Origin of the sequence: Bradyrhizobium sp. 157, assembly GCF_023073815.1 — a bacterium.
Lineage (GTDB): Bacteria > Pseudomonadota > Alphaproteobacteria > Rhizobiales > Xanthobacteraceae > Bradyrhizobium.
Map to the genome: position 1 here is coordinate 87776 of NZ_JADPKF010000091.1, position 16611 is coordinate 104386.

The following is a 16611-nucleotide window of genomic DNA, read 5'->3' on the forward strand; positions in this document are numbered from 1 at the left end:
CGTATGCGACTGTCCGCGGGAAGCCCCGCCCGCCTCGGAGCAAGCTGGGACGGCAGGGGCACCAACTTTGCGCTGTTCTCGGCCAATGCGGAGAAGGTCGAGCTTTGCCTGTTCGACGGCCAGGGCCGCCGCGAACTCGAGCGAATCGAGCTGCCCGAGCGCAATGAGGACGTTTGGCACGGCTATCTCAACGACGTCTCGCCCGGACAGCTCTACGGCTACCGCGTCCACGGCCCCTACGCGCCGGAGCGCGGACACCGCTTCAACGCCAACAAGCTGCTGCTCGATCCCTATGCCAAGCGGCTCGCCGGCCGGCTGGTGTGGAGCGACGCTCATTTCGGCTACCGGACGGGAAGCGCGCGCGAGGATCTTTCGTTCGACCGCCGCGATAATGCGCGCGGCATGCCGAAGGCTGTCGTGGTCGACGAGAGCTTCAACTGGGGCCGCCGCGAGATACGGCCGAACATCGCCTGGGAAGACACCATCATCTACGAGGCCCACGTCAAGGGCCTGACGCAGAGGCGCGACGACGTGGCGCCGGGCTGGCGCGGCACCTATGGCGGGCTGTGCTCGCCGGCGATGATCGACCATCTCAAGCGGCTCGGCGTCACCACCATCGAACTATTGCCGATCCACGGCCTGATCGACGACCGGGTGCTGGTGGAACGGAAGCTTGCGAACTATTGGGGTTACAACACGCTGGCGTTCTTCGCGCCGGAGCCGCGCTATGCGCAGGACAACGCGCTCGACGCGTTCCGCACCACGGTGGCGCGGCTGCACGACGCCGGCATCGAGGTGATGCTCGACGTGGTCTACAACCACACCGCCGAAGGCAATCATCTCGGCCCGACGCTGTGTTTCCGCGGCATCGATAACGCGTCCTATTACTGGCTCAACAAAGAGCATCCGCGCTACTATGACGACTTCACCGGCTGCGGCAGCTCGGTCAACCTCACCCATCCGCGCGTGCTGCAGATGGTGATGGATTCGCTGCGCTACTGGGTCGAGGTCTGTCACGTCGACGGCTTCCGTTTCGACCTCGCCACCACGCTGGCGCGCGGGCCAAACGGTTTTGACCGGAATTCCGCGTTCCTCACGGCCGTGCGGCAGGACCCGGTGCTGGCAACTGTAAAACTCGTCGCCGAGCCGTGGGACCTCGGCTTGGGTGGCTATCAGGTCGGCGCGTTTCCCTCGCAATGGTCGGAATGGAATGACCGTTATCGCAGCGCGTTGCGGCGTTACTGGAGCGGCGAAGGCAGCCTGATCGGCGAGGTCTCGCGCCGCATGACCGCCTCATCCGACCTGTTCCACCATGACAACCGCGCAACGCGCGCCAGCATCAACCACATCACCGTCCATGACGGTTTCACGCTGGCGGACCTGTTCAGCTACAACGAGAAGCACAACGAGGCGAACGGCGAGGACAATCGCGACGGCTCCAACGACAACCACAGCAACAATTGCGGCCATGAGGGCCCGACCACCGACCCCGCGATCGTGGCGCTGCGCCGGCAGCTCCGCAAGAACCAGCTCGCCTGCCTGTTCCTCGCGCAGGGGACGCCCTTGATGCTGGCCGGCGATGAGGTCGGCAATTCGCAGAACGGTAACAACAACGCCTATTGCCAGGACAATGAAATCGGCTGGGTCAACTGGGAAAATCTCGGCAAGCCTGGCGAGGACCTAATCGATTTCGTCGGCCACATGACCGCGCTACGCCGGCGCTTCCCGCAACTCCGCTCCCAGCGCTGGCTTTCGGGACGACGCAAGGATGGCTCGTTTGGCGTGCTGTGGCTGACGCCCGCGGCCGAGGAGATGCAGGAAGCCGACTGGAATTTTCCGGAAGGACGTTTCCTCGCCTATGTGCTTGGGCCTTTGGAACCAGGTCAACCGCCGATCTTTATCGTCCTGAATGCCGCGCCCGAAGAGATCGGTTTCAAAATGCCCGAGATGCCCGAGTACAAGAACTGGCAGCAGGTGCTGAACACGACCGTAGCCGTGCAGAACTTCGTTGAATTCGCTTCCGGTGCAGAGACCAGCGCGCCGCCGCGGTCGGTGCTTGCCTTTGCGGGCGCGGCATGAATGACCGGCAATTCGGCCCGCATCTGACAAACTACGGCACGCGGTTTCGGCTGTGGGCGCCGGCGGCGACACGCGTCGAGGTGATGCTGGAGCAACCTCACGCGATGAGGCGCGGCGGGGACGGCTGGTTCACGGCCGATATTGCCGGCGTCAAGGCCGGCGCACGCTACAAATTCCGCGTCGATGACGAACTCGATGTCCCCGATCCAGCTTCCCTGTTTCAGCCCGAGGACGTTTTCGGCCCGAGCGAAGTGATCGACCATGACGCCTATCCGTGGCGGGCCGCAAGCTGGCGCGGGCGGCCGTGGCAGGAGGCGGTCATCGTCGAGGCCCATGTCGGCACCTTCACTCGGGACGGCACCTATCGCGCGATGATCGACCGGCTCGACCATCTCGTCGAGACCGGCATTACTGCATTGGAATTGATGCCGCTGGCGGATTTCGCCGGCTCCCGCAACTGGGGCTATGACGGCGTCTTGTGGTACGCACCCGACAGCGCCTATGGCCGTCCCGAAGATCTCAAGGAGCTGATCGACGAGGCGCATCTGCGCGGGCTGATGGTGATACTCGACGTGGTCTACAACCATTTCGGCCCCGAGGGAAATTATATCGGCCGCTATGCACCCTCCTTCTTCACCAAAGCCCAGACGCCATGGGGCAGCGCGATCGACTATCGCGTGAAAGAGGTCCGCGCCTTTGCGATCGAGAACGCGCTCTCCTGGCTGCGCGACTATCGCTTCGACGGACTGCGGCTCGATGCAGTCAACTCGATCGTTGAACCGGGTGGGCTGTCGCTGCTGCACGACATCAGCGCCGCTGCCGGCCGGCTTGCCGCGGAAACCGGCCGGCACATTCACCTCGTGCTGGAGAACGGCGACAACCGCGCCAGCATTCTGGACCCCATCCAGGACCCACCACACGGCAAATACCGCGCGCAATGGAACGACGATTATCACCACGCCTGGCGCGTGCTGATGACCGGCGAGAAGCAGGGCTATTATGGCGACTATCAGCGCTCGCCGATATCGGATATCGCCCGCTCGCTGTCATCAGGTTTCGTCTACCAGGGCGAGATGTCCGCATTTCGTGGCATCAGGCGTGGCGAGCCGAGCCGTCATCTGGCGCCGACCGCCTTCATCAACTTCCTGCAGAACCACGACCAGATCGGCAATCGTGCGCTGGGTGACCGGCTCGAAGGGAATGCCGATGCGCGGATGATCGAGGCGGCGCTTCAGGTTCTGCTGATCGCGCCTCACATCCCCATGCTGTTCATGGGCGAGGAATGGGGCTCGACGGTCCCGTTCCCGTTCTTCTGCGATTTCGGCGGCGAACTCGCCGACGCGGTTCGGAAGGGCCGCCGCATCGAATTGGCCTGGGCCTATGCGGAATATGGTGATGAAGTCCCCGATGCGCTTGCCGCTTCGACCCGCGATTCCGCCGTACTCGATTGGAATGGCCGCGACGCTCCGGCGGGGCGGAAGCGCCTGACGATGGTACGAAAACTATTGCAGGTCCGGCGGCAAGAGATTGTGCCGCGGCTGGCCGGCGCAGCTTTTGGGACAGCAGACGGGGAAAGCAACGGGTTGCTGACAGCCGATTGGCGCATGGGCGATGGCACCGCGCTTCGCCTCACCGCCAACCTGTCGGAAGCCGCTGTCAGCCACGGCGTAGCTGCAGGAACCCTGATCTGGGGTAGCGAGTTGGGCAATAGCGTCCCGCCATGGTCGGTGCACTGGCGCATCGGATAGGAAAATGCCCCCGGCGATCCCGATCGCGACCTACCGCCTGCAATTGTCGGCGGATTTCGATTTCGACGCCGCCGCTGCCGTGGTGCCCTACCTGAAGGCGCTCGGCATCACCCATCTCTATGCATCGCCCTTCATGCGCGCCCGCAAGGGCAGCGCACACGGCTACGACGTCACCGACCACGCCCAGTTCAATCCGGAGCTCGGCGGCGAAGCCGGCTTCGAGCGGCTCAGCGCAGCCTTGCAGCAACACGATCTCGGGCTGATCCTGGATTTTGTGCCCAACCATGTCGGCGTCCATTGCGACGATAATCCATGGTGGCTTGACGTGCTGGAATGGGGTCCCGCCTCGCCGCACGCGGCTTCGTTCGACATCGACTGGGAACAATTGCCGTATCGCGCCCGCGGCGGGGTGCTGCTGCCGATCATCGGCTCGTCCTACGGTCAGGCGCTGGAAAGCGGCGAGATCGAATTGCGCTATGACGCCGGCGAAGGCAGCTTTTCGGCCTGGTACTTTGAGCATCGGCTGCCGATCGCGCCGGAACGTTATGGCGAAATGCTGCGGATGATCGTCAAGGAAGCGGGCGCGGAGGACAGCACGCCCGGCAAGGGCATGCTTGCGCTGGCCTCCCGCTATCAGGGGCCGCGACGTCCCAACCGCAAGGAAGCGCCCGCCTTCAAGACCGAGCTGAAAGGCATCGCGGGAGCCGCCGAGATCATCGCGCGCGGCCTCGCGGCCTATCGCGCCGGGGCGGATCGCGCCGCTGCAACGCAGGCGCTGCATCATCTGCTCGAACGCCAGCACTACAAGCTCGGGCACTGGCGGCTTGCGTCCAGCGACATCAACTACCGGCGCTTCTTCGACATCAATACGCTGGCAGGCCTGCGCGTCGAGGACGCCGCCACATTCGAAGCGGTCCACCGTCTGGTCAAACGGTTGATCGCGGAGGAAAAGCTGCAGGGCCTGCGGCTCGACCACATCGACGGCCTGCGCGATCCCGTCCAGTATTTCCAGCGCCTGCGCCGGCTGATCCGCGATGGCTTTGGCGGGCGGAGCAGGCCCTTCTACGTGGTGGTCGAGAAAATTCTTGGCGAGTACGAAAAGCTGCCGCCGTTCGCCGGCGTTCACGGCACCACCGGCTATGAGTGGCTGAACGCGATCACCCATGTGCTGATCGAGGGAAGCGGCCTGGAGCCGCTCGACGAGATTTGGCGGCAAATCAGCAATCAGTCGCCGAAACTCGAACCGATCCTGCGAGATGCAAAACGTCGCGTGTTGGAAACGCTGCTGACCAGCGAATTCACGGTCTTGACGCGCCTCCTGGCGCGGATTGCCAGCGGGCATTATTCAACCCGCGACTATTCCGCCGACAGCCTGCGGCAGGCGCTCGAACTCTACGTGCTGCACTTTCCGGTGTACCGCACCTACCTGACAGCGTCGGGCCCGTCTGCGCATGATCGCCAGTTGATATCAGGAACGATCGAACGGGCGCGCGCCGACTGGTTTGCCGCCGATGACGGCATCTTCGATTTCCTGCGCGACACGCTAACGATGGACCTGATCAAGCCCGGACGTACGCACCACAGTGCGCCGCGGGTGCGCCGGTTTGCACTGAAGGTGCAGCAGTTCACCGGACCGATGATGGCAAAGTCGCTGGAGGACACGACGTTCTACCGCTACCATCGCCTGCTTGCGCTGAACGAGGTCGGCGGCGATCCTGCGGCCAGGGCGTTATCGGTTGATGGCTTTCACGGGATGATGGAGGCGCGCGCCGGGGAATGGCCGCATGGCATGACGGCGACTGCAACGCATGACACCAAGCGCGGCGAGGATGCCCGCGCTCGAATTCTGGCGCTATCGGAAATTCCGGGCGAATGGACCAGCACGGTAGCCCGATGGAAGCTGCTCAACGCGCCGCATCTGCTCGTCGATGGCGATCTTCGCGCGCCGTCGGCACCGTTCGAATACATGCTGTATCAGGCGCTTGTGGGGGCATGGCAGCCGGACGACGCATCGTTTGTGGACCGTATGCAGGAATATGCCCTGAAGGCTGCGCGCGAGGGCAAACAGGAAACGAGTTGGCTCAATCCGCACGCGACCTATGAGGCGGGCGTCAAGAGCTTCATCGCGAAGATTCTCGATCCGGCAGTGTCCGGCGAATTCCTGAATTCCCTGCAGACGCTGGCGCAGCGGCTCTCGTTGCTGGGCGCCCTGAACTCGCTCAGCCATATCACGCTGAAGACGACGATACCGGGCGTGCCGGACTTCTATCAGGGCACGGAACTTTGGGATTTTTCGCTGGTCGATCCCGACAACCGGCGGCCGGTCGACTTTGCCGAACGCGGTGGCCGGCTGGACGCGGTGGAGAATCCGAATTGGGATCGGCTGGTCGAGAAATGGCCGAGCGGTCACCTGAAGCTGGCCTGGACACGGCATCTGCTTGAGCTTCGGACCGAGCTCGCCGATACGTTCACAAGCGGTGATTACGAGCCATTGGAAGTAAGCGGGCCGCATCGCGACCACTTCATCGCGTTCGCTCGGCGGCAGGGTCGCGACGCGGCGATTGTCGTGGTCACACGATGGTTCGCGCCGTTTACCGACAGCGGCAGACACTGGCCTGGTCCGGAGAACTACGACGCCGCTCTGAACGTCGGCGATTATGCGGCGGAAGGTTTTGCCGACGCCGATGCCGCGCAATTGCGTCTGTCAGATCTGCTGACGCATCTCCCGGTCGCGGTGCTGAAAGCCAGGTTCAATGGCGCGGCAAAGCCGGCACAAAGGCGCCGTCGCGGCTGATGCGTCAGTTTTTCTTGGTCAGCAGCAACTGGCCGCGGCTGCGAATCGCAGCCTGGGCCGCTTCGGCAAAGCGCTGCAACAGCCATGGCAGCACCACTTCCACCTGCACATGATCGTCGGCAACGTCGACATGGCCTGCTGCGCCTTGCCCAAGCGCGCGCACGCGGAAGATCATGCGGTTGTCTTCCCAGCGCTCCTCGTCGACACTCAGCATCGGCACGCTGGAAGCGGCGCGCGACAGTCCTGTCTTGAGGCGGCGCATCGCCTCCTCGCGGCCCAGACTATGCGGGATGGAAACCACGAGCGGTTTGGTCATCGCTGAAAAATCCTCCTTGATCTAACTGCATGTAATTGTCCGCGGTTCGAAAGTAAGGACCGCACGCATTATCGCAACGCAGAACGGAACTTAGATGATTCACGGTTGTTGTTCCCAGTGAAGGGCAGACGTGCAGAATGCCCCGTTCGGGCTGAGGAGAGGTTCATGTCCATCGGCACCATCATCTTGATCATTCTCATCATCGCCCTGCTTGGCGGCTTTAGCGGCATCGGTGGCGGCCCGTTCTATGGCACCGGATACTACGGCGGTGGCGGACTAGGCCTCGTAATCGTGATCCTGTTGATCCTGCTGCTGCTCGGGAAGATCTAGGCAACGGCGCATAATTGGTAGGTGGGCAAAGGGCGCGAAAGCGCCGTGCCCACCTTTCTCGTTATACGGATGGTGGGCACGCTTCGCTCTGCCCACCCTACGAAAACCACAAAAGGCGTCATCGCGGATCCAGTATTCCAGAGACGTTCGCGGTCAATCGAGAAGCTGCGGCGTACTGGATGCCCCGCCTTTGCGGGGCATGACAGTTTTGGTCTAGTCAGGACAGCGTGACTACATCCCCGCCAGCTTCTTGATCGCCGGCTTGATCGACGCTGCCGCGTCATCGTAGCCGTCCCACGCCTTCGTCTTCGCCAGCAGCGGCGGCACGGTGCGGATCGTGTACTTCTTCGGATCGAGATCGCCGCGCACCTGCGTCCAGGTCAACGGCATCGACACGGTAGCACCCTCTCGCGCACGGGGCGACAAGGCAGCGACCGCCGTCGACATCCGATCGTTGCGAAGATAATCAAGGAAGATCTTTCCCTTGCGCAGCTTCTTCGACATGTTGAGCAGGTAGCGCTCGGGATCATCGTTCGCCATCCACTGGCAGATACCTTGCGCGAACGCCTTCGCCTCTTTCCACGAAACCTTCTCCCTTGCGCCATAAAGCAGCGGCGTCACCACGTGCAGCCCCTTACCGCCGGTGGTCTTGCAGAAGCTTTCGAGACCAACAGCGGTCAATCGCTGGCGCATGTCTTTTGCCGCCTCGATGACGTCGGCGAATTCAACATTGGGCGCGGGATCGAGATCGAACACCAGACGTCCCGGCGTGTCGTAAGCGTCCGGCGCACAATTCCAGGGATGCAATTCGAGGCCGCCGATCTGCGCCACCGCAGCCAATCCCTCAATCCGGTCTATCTGTAGATAGGGCTTGCGGTCGCCCGAAACCTTGGCCAGCTCGAACAGGTTGGACGCGCCCTGCATAGCGTGGCGTTGAAAGAATTTCTCGCCATGGATGCCGTCGGGCGCGCGAACGATCGAGCATGGACGGCCCTTGAGGTGGCCGATCATCCATTCGCCAACCGCCTCGAAATATTGCGCGAGGTCGAGCTTTGTAACGCCCTCGCCGTCGCCGGCGTCGGGCCACAGCTCTTTGTCCGGCTTTGAGATCACCACGCCCATGACCTCGCCGGTCTTGTTCGTTGTTGCGGGCGTTGCCCGCACCGTCGCACCCTTGCCCTTGCCGGGCTTCGGCTGTGCGACGCCTGCCTTGGACGGTGTTTCCGCCTCCACCTCCTCGGCCGGCTTGTCCTGCCGCAGGCCCTTGAACGCGGCCTGCCGGATATTTCCGTCCGCGGTGAACCCTGCGAATTCGATCTCGGCGACCAGTTCGGGTTTCAGCCAGTGCACGTCGCGGGTTTTCTTCGGCGCGTTCTTGCCGCCGAACGGGTTCTTGTCGGAGGCGGCGGCCTTCAGGGCCGGCATGATGCGGCGGACCGTGTCTTGTCCGAAGCCGGTGCCGACCATGCCAACAAACGCCAGATGATCGCCGCGGTAGACGCCGGCCATCAGCGAACGGAATTTGCCGTTGGTGGTCTTCCAGCCGCCCAGCACCACTTCATGGCCGGCGCGGCATTTGGCCTTGGTCCAGCTTTCGGTGCGGCCGGAACGATAGGGCGCGTCGAGTTTCTTGGAGACGATCCCTTCCAGTTCGAGCTTGCAGGCCGATTGCAGCACGGCATCGCCGCCGCTTTCGAAATGCTCGACATAACGGATCTGCTTCTCCTTGCCCTTCTGCGCTTCCAGCAATTTCTTCAGCCGCGCCTTGCGTTCGCCGAGCGGGAGCTTGCGAAAATCTTCACCATTGGCGAACAGCAGGTCGAACGCATAGAAGATCAGGCTCTCGCTGTCGCCGTCCGACAGCGCCGCCTGCAGGGTGGAGAAGTTGGGCGCGCCATTATGATCGAGGGCTACGATCTCGCCATCGATCAGCACGCCGGGAAGCGATGTCGCTTCCTCGGCGATCGCCCGGAATTTGTCGGTCCAGTCGAGGCCTTTTCGGGTATAGAGCACGGCATCGCCGCCTTCGACCCGCAATTGCACGCGGTAGCCGTCGAACTTGATCTCGTGACACCAGCCCTCGCCGCCGGGCGGCCTCTCGACCACCGTGCAAAGCTGCGGCGCAACGAAATCGGGCATCGCCGCGACTTTCTTCGGCTTGACCGTCGGGATCGGGGTGCGCGTCTTGATCTCCGGCGCGGCCCGCAAGGCGGCGGTCTTCCGCAAGGTCCGCGCTTCAGCGGCATCGCCGCGGTTGGATTGCCAGACCGCGTCGGCCTTTGTCTTCGTGGCCAGCATGAACGGCTTTGGCGCCTTGCCCTTGCCTTGCGCGATCTGCTCCATCGTGCGCCCGGAGGCGACCGAACGGTCCTTGTCGAGAATGTCGTTATCCTCGCCTTCCTTGGCGAATTCGTCACGGTGCTTGATCAGGAGCCAGTTGGTACGCTTGCCGCCGTAGCGGTCGCCCCGCATTCGCACCAGCACCCAGCTTCCATGCAGCTTGTCGCCGTGCAGGGTGAATTTCAGGTCGCCCTTCTTGAAGCCGCGATCGGGATCATCAGACTCCCAATAGCCCCGGTCCCACAGCATCACCGTGCCGCCGCCGTATTGGTCTTCCGGAATAGTGCCTTCGAAATCGCCGTAGTCGAGCGGGTGGTCCTCGACCTCGACCGCCAGCCGCTTGTCATGGGGGTCGAGTGACGGCCCCTTGGTGACGGCCCAGGATTTGAACACGCCGTCGAATTCCAGCCTGAGATCGTAATGCAGCCGGCTTGCATCGTGCTTCTGAATCACGAACCGCCGCTCGCGGGCGGGCGCGACCTCGACGTCGCCCGAGGGCTCCGCCGTTTTGCCGAAATCGCGCTTCTTGCGGTACGTGCTGAGTTTCTTCAACGCCACGGCCACACCTCAATCAAAACCGCCCCGCGGCAACACCCGGAACGAAAACCCATACTAGCCGTTGAAGTTCCCAAACCCAACCGCGTCCGGAGATTGCAATGGCCCCCCGCGCCTACTGGAAAGGCTCGCTGAAGCTCTCTTTGGTGTCATGTCCGGTCGTGCTGTATCCGGCCTCGACATCGGTCGAGAAAACGCGCTTTCACATGATCAACAAGGAGACCGGCAACCGGCTGAAGCAGCAGATGATCGATGCCGAGACCGGCGAGGTCGTCGAGAGCGATCAGAAAGGCCGAGGCTATGAGCTGAAGAAGGGTCAGTATGTCGAGATCGAAAAGGAGGAACTCGAAGCCGTCCAGATCGAGAGCAATCACACCATTGAGATCGACAGCTTTGTGCCGCGGGACGAAATCGACAAGCGCTATTACAACCATCCCTATTACATCGCCCCCGACGGCAAAGCGGCAATCGACGCCTTTGCGGTGATCCGCGACGCCATGAAGGACGAGGACCGGGTGGCGCTGGCGCGCATTGTGCTGACCAACCGCGAGCACGTCATGGCGATCGAGCCGCTCGGCAAGGGCCTGCTCGGTACCACGCTGCGCTATCCTTACGAGCTGCGCGACGAGGGCGACTTCTTCGATGATATCAAGACCCCGAAGATCACCAAGGACATGGTCGAACTTGCGGGCCATATCCTGCAGACCAAGGCCGCCCACTTCGACCCCTCGCAATTCAAGGACGAATATGAGGACGCGCTGAAGGCGCTGGTGCGGCGCAAGGCTTCCGGCAAGCCGGTCAAGGTCGTCGAGCCCGAGGAGAAGCCGGACAACGTCATCAATCTGATGGACGCGCTGAAGGCGAGCCTGAAGGGCAAGGCGGCGACGAAACGGCGCGCGCATGCCCCGGCCTCGCGGCGGGCGCCGGCGCGGACGGCAAAGAAAGCGCACCGCTCGGCGGCGAGACACCGCAAGGCGAGCTAGCGCAACTATATCCGTCCATGGCCCACCGGGCCCTACCCTCCCGCTTGCATTACCCGAAGCCGGAAGGCATTTTCCCCTTGGGAACTGACGCCACGACAATAGCGGCGCCGGACCGGGAGGATTTGATGGCATTGACGAAGTCGCACGTCGCAGGACCGACCACGCCTGCGGTACGGGAGATGACATTCGGCGATCTCTTGCGCAAGGCGGCTGAAACCGCGCCCGATCGCCTCGCCCTGATCGCGGGCGTGCCTGACCCGGCGCAGCGGCGGCAATGGACCTACGCGCAGTTCTATCGCGAAACCCAGCGCACCGCCCGCGCGCTGCTGTCCCGCTTCAAGCCCGGCGAGCGCATTGCGGCCTGGGCACAAAATATCCCGGAATGGATGATGCTCGAATTTGGCGCCGGCATGGCGGGCATGATCCTCGTCACCGTGAACCCGGCCTTTCGCGCCCGGGAGCTCGAATATGTGCTGAAACAGTCGCGCTCAGCCGGGGTGTTCGTGGTCAGCGGTTTCCGCGGCAATCCGATGCTCGACACCGTGCAGGCGGTGGCGCCGAACTGCCCCGAACTGCGCGAGATCATCTGCTTCGACGACTGGGATTCCTTTATCGCCGCGGGCGACGATGAAGGCATCAAGCTGCCGGCCGTCAGCCCCGACGATCCCGTCATGATCCAGTATACGTCGGGCACGACGGGCTTTCCGAAAGGCGCCCTGCTCCGTCATCGCGGGCTGCTGAACAATGGTGCCGATACCGCAGACCGGATGGGCGTTGACGACGGCGACGTCTTTGTCACCACGATGCCGCTGTTTCATACCGGCGGCTGCGTCTGCTGCGTGATCGGCGCGGTATCGAAAGCCGCAACCCAGGTGCTGGTCGAGGCCTTCGAACCTGGGCTCGTGCTGGAAATGCTCGGGACCTATCGCGGCAACGCGATGCTCGGCGTGCCTACCATGCTGGTTGCGCTGCTGGAGCATCCGACATTCGCGGCGACCGATCTCTCCTCCGTCAAGGCGATCTGCTCCGGCGGCTCGACAGTGCCGGCCTCGCTGGTGCGGCTGCTGGAGGAAAAGCTCGGCGCGCCCTTTACGATTGTATTCGGTCAGACCGAATGCTCGCCGGTCGCGGCGCAGACCCGCACCACCGACAGCGTCGAGGACAAGGCCAATACAATCGGCCTGCCGCTACCCAATATGGAAACCAAGATTATCGACCCCAACACCGGCGAGACGGTGCCGATCGGCACGATTGGCGAGTTCTGCACCCGCGGTTATCACGTGATGATCGGCTATTTCGAAATGCCCGATGCAACCGCCGCCGCGATCGACGCCGACGGCTGGCTGCACACCGGCGATCTCTGCGCGATGGACTCCCGCGGCTACTGTACAGTCGAAGGCCGCCTCAAGGACATGATCATCCGCGGCGGCGAAAACATCTATCCGCGCGAGCTGGAAGAACTGCTGTTTAGGCATCCCAAGGTCGGCGAGGTCGCCGTGATCGGCCTGCCGCACGAAAAATGGGGCGAAGAGGTCGCGGCCTTTATCCGGCCAGCGCCCGGCGCCATCATCGACAAGGAAGAACTGATCGGCTACATGCGCGCCTCGCTCGCCCCGCACAAAACGCCAAAGCACTGGTACGTCGTCGACGCCTTCCCGCTGACCGGATCGGGCAAGATTCAGAAGTTTAAGCTGCGGGAAGCTTGGACCAAAGGCGAGATGACGGCGATCTAGGCCGTGGATTCACTAACGCATCTGGGTCCCGACGCCCGCCCGACACCAGCGAACGAAGCGGTTGAGCAGGCGGTATGGGGTCCGAAGCCGCGTGGCAGATCGCGCCATGGTACCGCTGAAGTAGCCGTCTCCGGTAATCAGCCAGCGCGCCGCGCAAGGAGCAGTGAAGCCCCTAGCCCGCACATGACTGCACCCGAGGTCTGTCGCATCTTGACTATGAGAGACGGTCGCTTCGCCAGGCCGGCTCTCGCACTCGCGGCCCAATAGGTCACGACCACATCGACCCCAGTGTTGAGCACAACCGAAATGATCCCAAGGATGGTGAACTGCCGCGCAACATTGGCGCTTGGGTCAACGAATTGCGGGATGAAGGCGAGAAAAAATGCAGCCGTCTTCGGGTTCAGCGCCTCGACAAGGATGCCCTCCCGAAATGCCCGCCCGATCCCAGTCGTCTCCACCCCGATCGGGTCGACAATGCCCGCTTCCCGCCATGTCTTGAAGCCGAGCCAGATCAGGTAGAACGCACCGGCGATCTTGAGCACATTGAACGCCTCGGCGCTTGCCATGACGAGCGCCGAGATGCCGACGGCCCCAGCGATAACATGCACAAAGCCGCCGACACCCGTGCCAAAGCTCGATGCCAGGCCTTCCGAACGACCGCCTGCAAGCGTTCGTGCAGCAACGTAGAGCATCCCGGGTCCTGGGGTGATCGCGACCAGGAGCGCCGCTACCAAGAACAGCAGAAAAGTCTGGAAGTCGGTCATCGAGCGCCAGCGTCCAAGCTTGTCAGCCTTTGGGTATCAAAGACGCCACGACACGGTCCTCAGGGCTATCGCTCTTGGACAAACCGTCGATGACGCCAGCGCGATCTGCTGGATTTCGGTTCTGGCTCATCTTCCGCTTGCCATCGAGCCTCGTGATCGGCATGCGCAGTCCCACAATCCCCTTGAGTTGCGCTTTGATGAACTCAGCTGGGGCGTCTGCCACTGCCCAGCGATCCCGGCGTGATTCCTCGTGCAGATCCGTCAGCCGCGTTATCACGTCGAGCAGTCGGTCCGCATCGTCGAAAAACTCAACAGGTCCATAGGCATGTACGGCAACGTAGTTCCACGTCGGCACGACCCTGTGCGTCTCCTGCTTGGTCGCGTACCAGGACGGGGTGACATAGGCCTCAGGCGCAGCAAAGATGGCCATCGCCTCGCTGAACGGCACCAGTTTCCACTGTGGATTGGCCCGCGCGACATGCGCGTAAAGCGTGCCGTTCCGGCCCTCGCTCTCGTCGAGAAGTATGGGAAGCAGCGTTCCGATAAGCCCCTCTTCGGTCGCGGTGACAAGCGTCGCCGAGCGTGCCTCACGCATGGTCCGGTGAATATCCGCCATATCGTCAATGCGGAAGGCTGGCGGAATATACATTGGCGAAGCTCCTCGGCATCTCGATGCGACACCAAATGACGTCGGTCGGCCCTTGATGCCTGATGGTCTACACGGCACACTGGTTCACCTGAAGAGCCAGTTTGGAGCAACTTTGGTGGGCCAGTCTAAATCGGTAAAGAGGCGCCCCAAGCCACGTGGGGCCTGGCAAATCTACGAGGCATTGAAGGCGCAGATCGAGGATGGCGTTTACAGGCCGAGCGACCGGCTACCTTCGACGCGGACGCTCGCCGGCGAATTTGGCGCCTCCCGAACGACGATCACGGCAGCCTATGAGCAGCTTCTAGCCGAAGGCTTCATCGAGACGCGGCAGGGACGCCGGGCATCCGTCGCGCCTGCGCTACGATCGGGCCGCTCTTCACGGGCAAGCAGCAAGCAGGCGCCAAGAACTGCTCGACTATCGGCTTTCGGACGACGGCTCTTCGAATTGTCCGGACCGCCGGTCGCGGCCGAGCCCCTGCAGGTCGACTTTCGTTACGGCGATATTGCAACTGCCGACTTCCCGAGCCTGGCATGGCGGCGTGCTTTGACGAAGGCCCTGACGACGTCTGGTTCGCGCCGTCTACGTTATCAGGAGCCGCAGGGGTCAATGGAGCTGCGAACCGCGCTGCAAGCGTACTTATGGCGTGCCCGGAGCCTGCGCTGCAGCGTTGACCAGATCGTCATCGTCAATGGGTCACAGCAGGGTCTCGATCTGTGCTCGCGGATATTGCTCGATACCGGCGACCGGTTCGTGATCGAGACCCCATTCTATTGGGCCGCCCGGCACGTTTTTGAGAGTGTCGGCGCGACGCCTCAATTCGTCCCGGTCGACGAAGAAGGTTTGCAGACGGAAGCCCTCAAGGACATCAAAAAGGCCCGGCTCTGCTACGTGACGCCGTCGCATCAATTTCCGTTGGGTCACGTTCTCTCAGCATCGCGCCGTGCTCAGTTGTTGCGTTGGACCGACAAAGCGGGCGCTTACATCATCGAGGACGACTACGATGGCGAGTACCGATACGACATTCGGCCCATCCAACCGTTGCACGCTTTCGATGACGCGGCTCACGTCATCTATCTCGGAACGATCTCAAAGACGCTCTCACCCTTGCTGCGTCTGGGATACCTCGTGGTACCACCAGAGCTCGTGGACGCCTTCCGCACCGCCAAGCGCCTTACCGACCGGCACTCGCCGACGCTGGAGCAAGGCGCGCTGGCCGACTTTATACGATCGGGCGCCTACGAGCGGCACGTAAGAAAACTCCGGCGAAAGAACGCGGAGCGCCGGGCGGCATTACTCGACGCACTCGCTGATCATTTTGGCGACGCGGTCGAGGTGCAGGGATCGGAGGCCGGGCTCCATGTGGTCGCGTGGTTCAACAACTTCGATGCAGCGCAGGAAGACCAAATGGCGCGAAACGCTAGGCAGATAGGCGTCGGTATCTATCCTGTTTCCGATCTATACGAAAGTGGGCGAGGAGTTGCCGCGAAACGGCGAGCCGGCTTCGTTTTCGGGTACGCTGCACTTGAGGAACGGGAGATCTGGCAGGGCGTTGCCCGCTTGGCCAATGCCCTGAGGACGGTATAAGAGTACACGGCCCAGGCCTGTTCGCGCGACCGGACGGTTGCCCGCTTAACCCTTGAATGTCGGTTGCCGCGGATGGATGCAGTCCTTGAAGTCTGCAAAGCCTTTCCACGCCGGCTCCGGCGCGTCCTGTCCGGCTTGAGGCACATAGATCGACGGTTCGATCGAACTCATCGTCGGAATATAACGTGGACAGTTCGGGAAGATCGCGCGCGCGGTCACGCGAACGATGAGCTGCGCGCCAACGGTGTCCGACAGCAGCGGGTCGCTGTCGCTCACGCTGGCGCCGCCGTTGACACGTAGACGGCGCGGCTTGCCGTGCATGGCGATGAACAGCAGGCCCACATCGGCATTGACGATGATGTTGCCGAGACTCTTGAACATGCCGTTGCCGTCATAGTCGGGAAATGCGAGCTCAGACGGCCCGGTGATGCGCACAAAACCCGGCGCGCCGCCCTTGAACGAGCAGTCGGGCCGGCCTTCGGCATCGGCCGTCGCCAGAAAGAAATAGGGCAGACCTTCGATGAACTGCTTGTCGTCGGCCGTGAATTCCTTGCGCATCAGCTTCTCTTCCAGCCGGTCCGAAATCCGGCGGCTGTCGAACCGGTCCTGCAATTGCCTGTTACCTTCGTGATACATGACGCTCTCGACCATGACCGTACGCCCTCCTGCTCTGAACCACCTGGGTGGAAGGACCAACCCGGGGCAGGTTTCTGCAGGGAAGCATACCACTTCTTG

At 62.6% G+C, this 16611-nt stretch carries 12 protein-coding genes and 1 pseudogene; 8 read left to right on the forward strand and 5 right to left on the reverse strand.

Annotated elements, in window-relative coordinates; all coding sequences use genetic code 11:
- Nucleotides 1-3 precede the first annotated feature (3 nt).
- Genes glgX through treY form a run of 3 tightly spaced genes read left to right on the forward strand, consistent with a single transcriptional unit; the run spans nt 4 to nt 6621 of the window.
- A complete protein-coding gene (glgX, locus tag IVA95_RS27340; protein ID WP_247513325.1) occupies nt 4-2079 on the forward strand; it encodes a glycogen debranching protein GlgX in 2076 nt (691 codons plus the stop codon).
- Nucleotides 2076-3827: a malto-oligosyltrehalose trehalohydrolase gene (gene treZ, locus IVA95_RS27345; RefSeq protein ID WP_247513326.1), complete on the forward strand. Its 1752-nt coding sequence runs from the start codon at nt 2076-2078 to the stop codon at nt 3825-3827. Before glgX ends, treZ begins: the two co-directional genes overlap by 4 nt.
- Before the next feature lie 4 nt (nt 3828-3831).
- Nucleotides 3832-6621 carry a malto-oligosyltrehalose synthase gene (gene treY, locus IVA95_RS27350; RefSeq protein WP_247513327.1) on the forward strand — a complete coding sequence of 930 codons (2790 nt, stop codon included), beginning with the start codon at nt 3832-3834 and terminating at the stop codon, nt 6619-6621.
- Between the two features lie 4 nt (nt 6622-6625).
- On the opposite strand, the gene IVA95_RS27355 is transcribed toward treY, so the two are convergent.
- Nucleotides 6626-6937, reverse strand: coding sequence for a polyhydroxyalkanoic acid system family protein (locus tag IVA95_RS27355; protein ID WP_057856700.1), 312 nt, complete (start codon nt 6935-6937; stop codon nt 6626-6628).
- 165 nt (nt 6938-7102) lie between these two features.
- Between IVA95_RS27355 and IVA95_RS27360 the strand changes: the two genes are divergently transcribed.
- Nucleotides 7103-7267 (forward strand): DUF3309 family protein, encoded by a 165-nt coding sequence (locus IVA95_RS27360; RefSeq protein ID WP_065727178.1) that lies wholly within the window; start codon nt 7103-7105, stop codon nt 7265-7267.
- Nucleotides 7268-7498: 231 nt separating this feature from the next.
- Here the strand turns inward: IVA95_RS27360 and ligD are convergent, their stop codons facing one another.
- Nucleotides 7499-10165 carry a DNA ligase D gene (ligD, locus tag IVA95_RS27365; protein ID WP_247513328.1) on the reverse strand — a complete coding sequence of 889 codons (2667 nt, stop codon included), beginning with the start codon at nt 10163-10165 and terminating at the stop codon, nt 7499-7501.
- A 98-nt stretch (nt 10166-10263) separates the two neighbouring features.
- Here ligD and IVA95_RS27370 point away from each other — a divergent pair, with 98 nt between their 5' ends.
- Nucleotides 10264-11145 carry a Ku protein gene (locus IVA95_RS27370; RefSeq protein WP_247513329.1) on the forward strand — a complete coding sequence of 294 codons (882 nt, stop codon included), beginning with the start codon at nt 10264-10266 and terminating at the stop codon, nt 11143-11145.
- A 125-nt stretch (nt 11146-11270) separates the two neighbouring features.
- Nucleotides 11271-12878, forward strand: coding sequence for an AMP-binding protein (locus IVA95_RS27375; protein WP_247513330.1), 1608 nt, complete (start codon nt 11271-11273; stop codon nt 12876-12878).
- A 137-nt stretch (nt 12879-13015) separates the two neighbouring features.
- On the opposite strand, the gene IVA95_RS27380 is transcribed toward IVA95_RS27375, so the two are convergent.
- The gene (locus IVA95_RS27380; RefSeq protein ID WP_247513331.1) at nt 13016-13642 is read right to left on the reverse strand and encodes a LysE family translocator; all 627 of its coding nucleotides are present in this window, start codon (nt 13640-13642) and stop codon (nt 13016-13018) included.
- A 22-nt stretch (nt 13643-13664) separates the two neighbouring features.
- Entirely contained in the window at nt 13665-14291 is a 627-nt protein-coding gene (locus tag IVA95_RS27385) for an FMN-binding negative transcriptional regulator (protein WP_247513332.1), read from the reverse strand.
- Nucleotides 14292-14346: 55 nt separating this feature from the next.
- Between IVA95_RS27385 and IVA95_RS39100 the strand changes: the two are divergent.
- Together IVA95_RS39100 and IVA95_RS27390 are read left to right on the forward strand one after the other, a co-directional pair.
- Nucleotides 14347-14625 (forward strand): annotated as a pseudogene (locus IVA95_RS39100) (winged helix-turn-helix domain-containing protein); the annotation flags it as partial.
- A 111-nt stretch (nt 14626-14736) separates the two neighbouring features.
- Nucleotides 14737-15876 (forward strand): PLP-dependent aminotransferase family protein, encoded by a 1140-nt coding sequence (locus tag IVA95_RS27390; RefSeq protein WP_346658069.1) that lies wholly within the window; start codon nt 14737-14739, stop codon nt 15874-15876.
- Between the two features lie 45 nt (nt 15877-15921).
- On the opposite strand, the gene IVA95_RS27395 is transcribed toward IVA95_RS27390, so the two are convergent.
- Nucleotides 15922-16527 (reverse strand): pyridoxamine 5'-phosphate oxidase family protein, encoded by a 606-nt coding sequence (locus tag IVA95_RS27395; protein ID WP_247513334.1) that lies wholly within the window; start codon nt 16525-16527, stop codon nt 15922-15924.
- Nucleotides 16528-16611 lie beyond the last annotated feature (84 nt).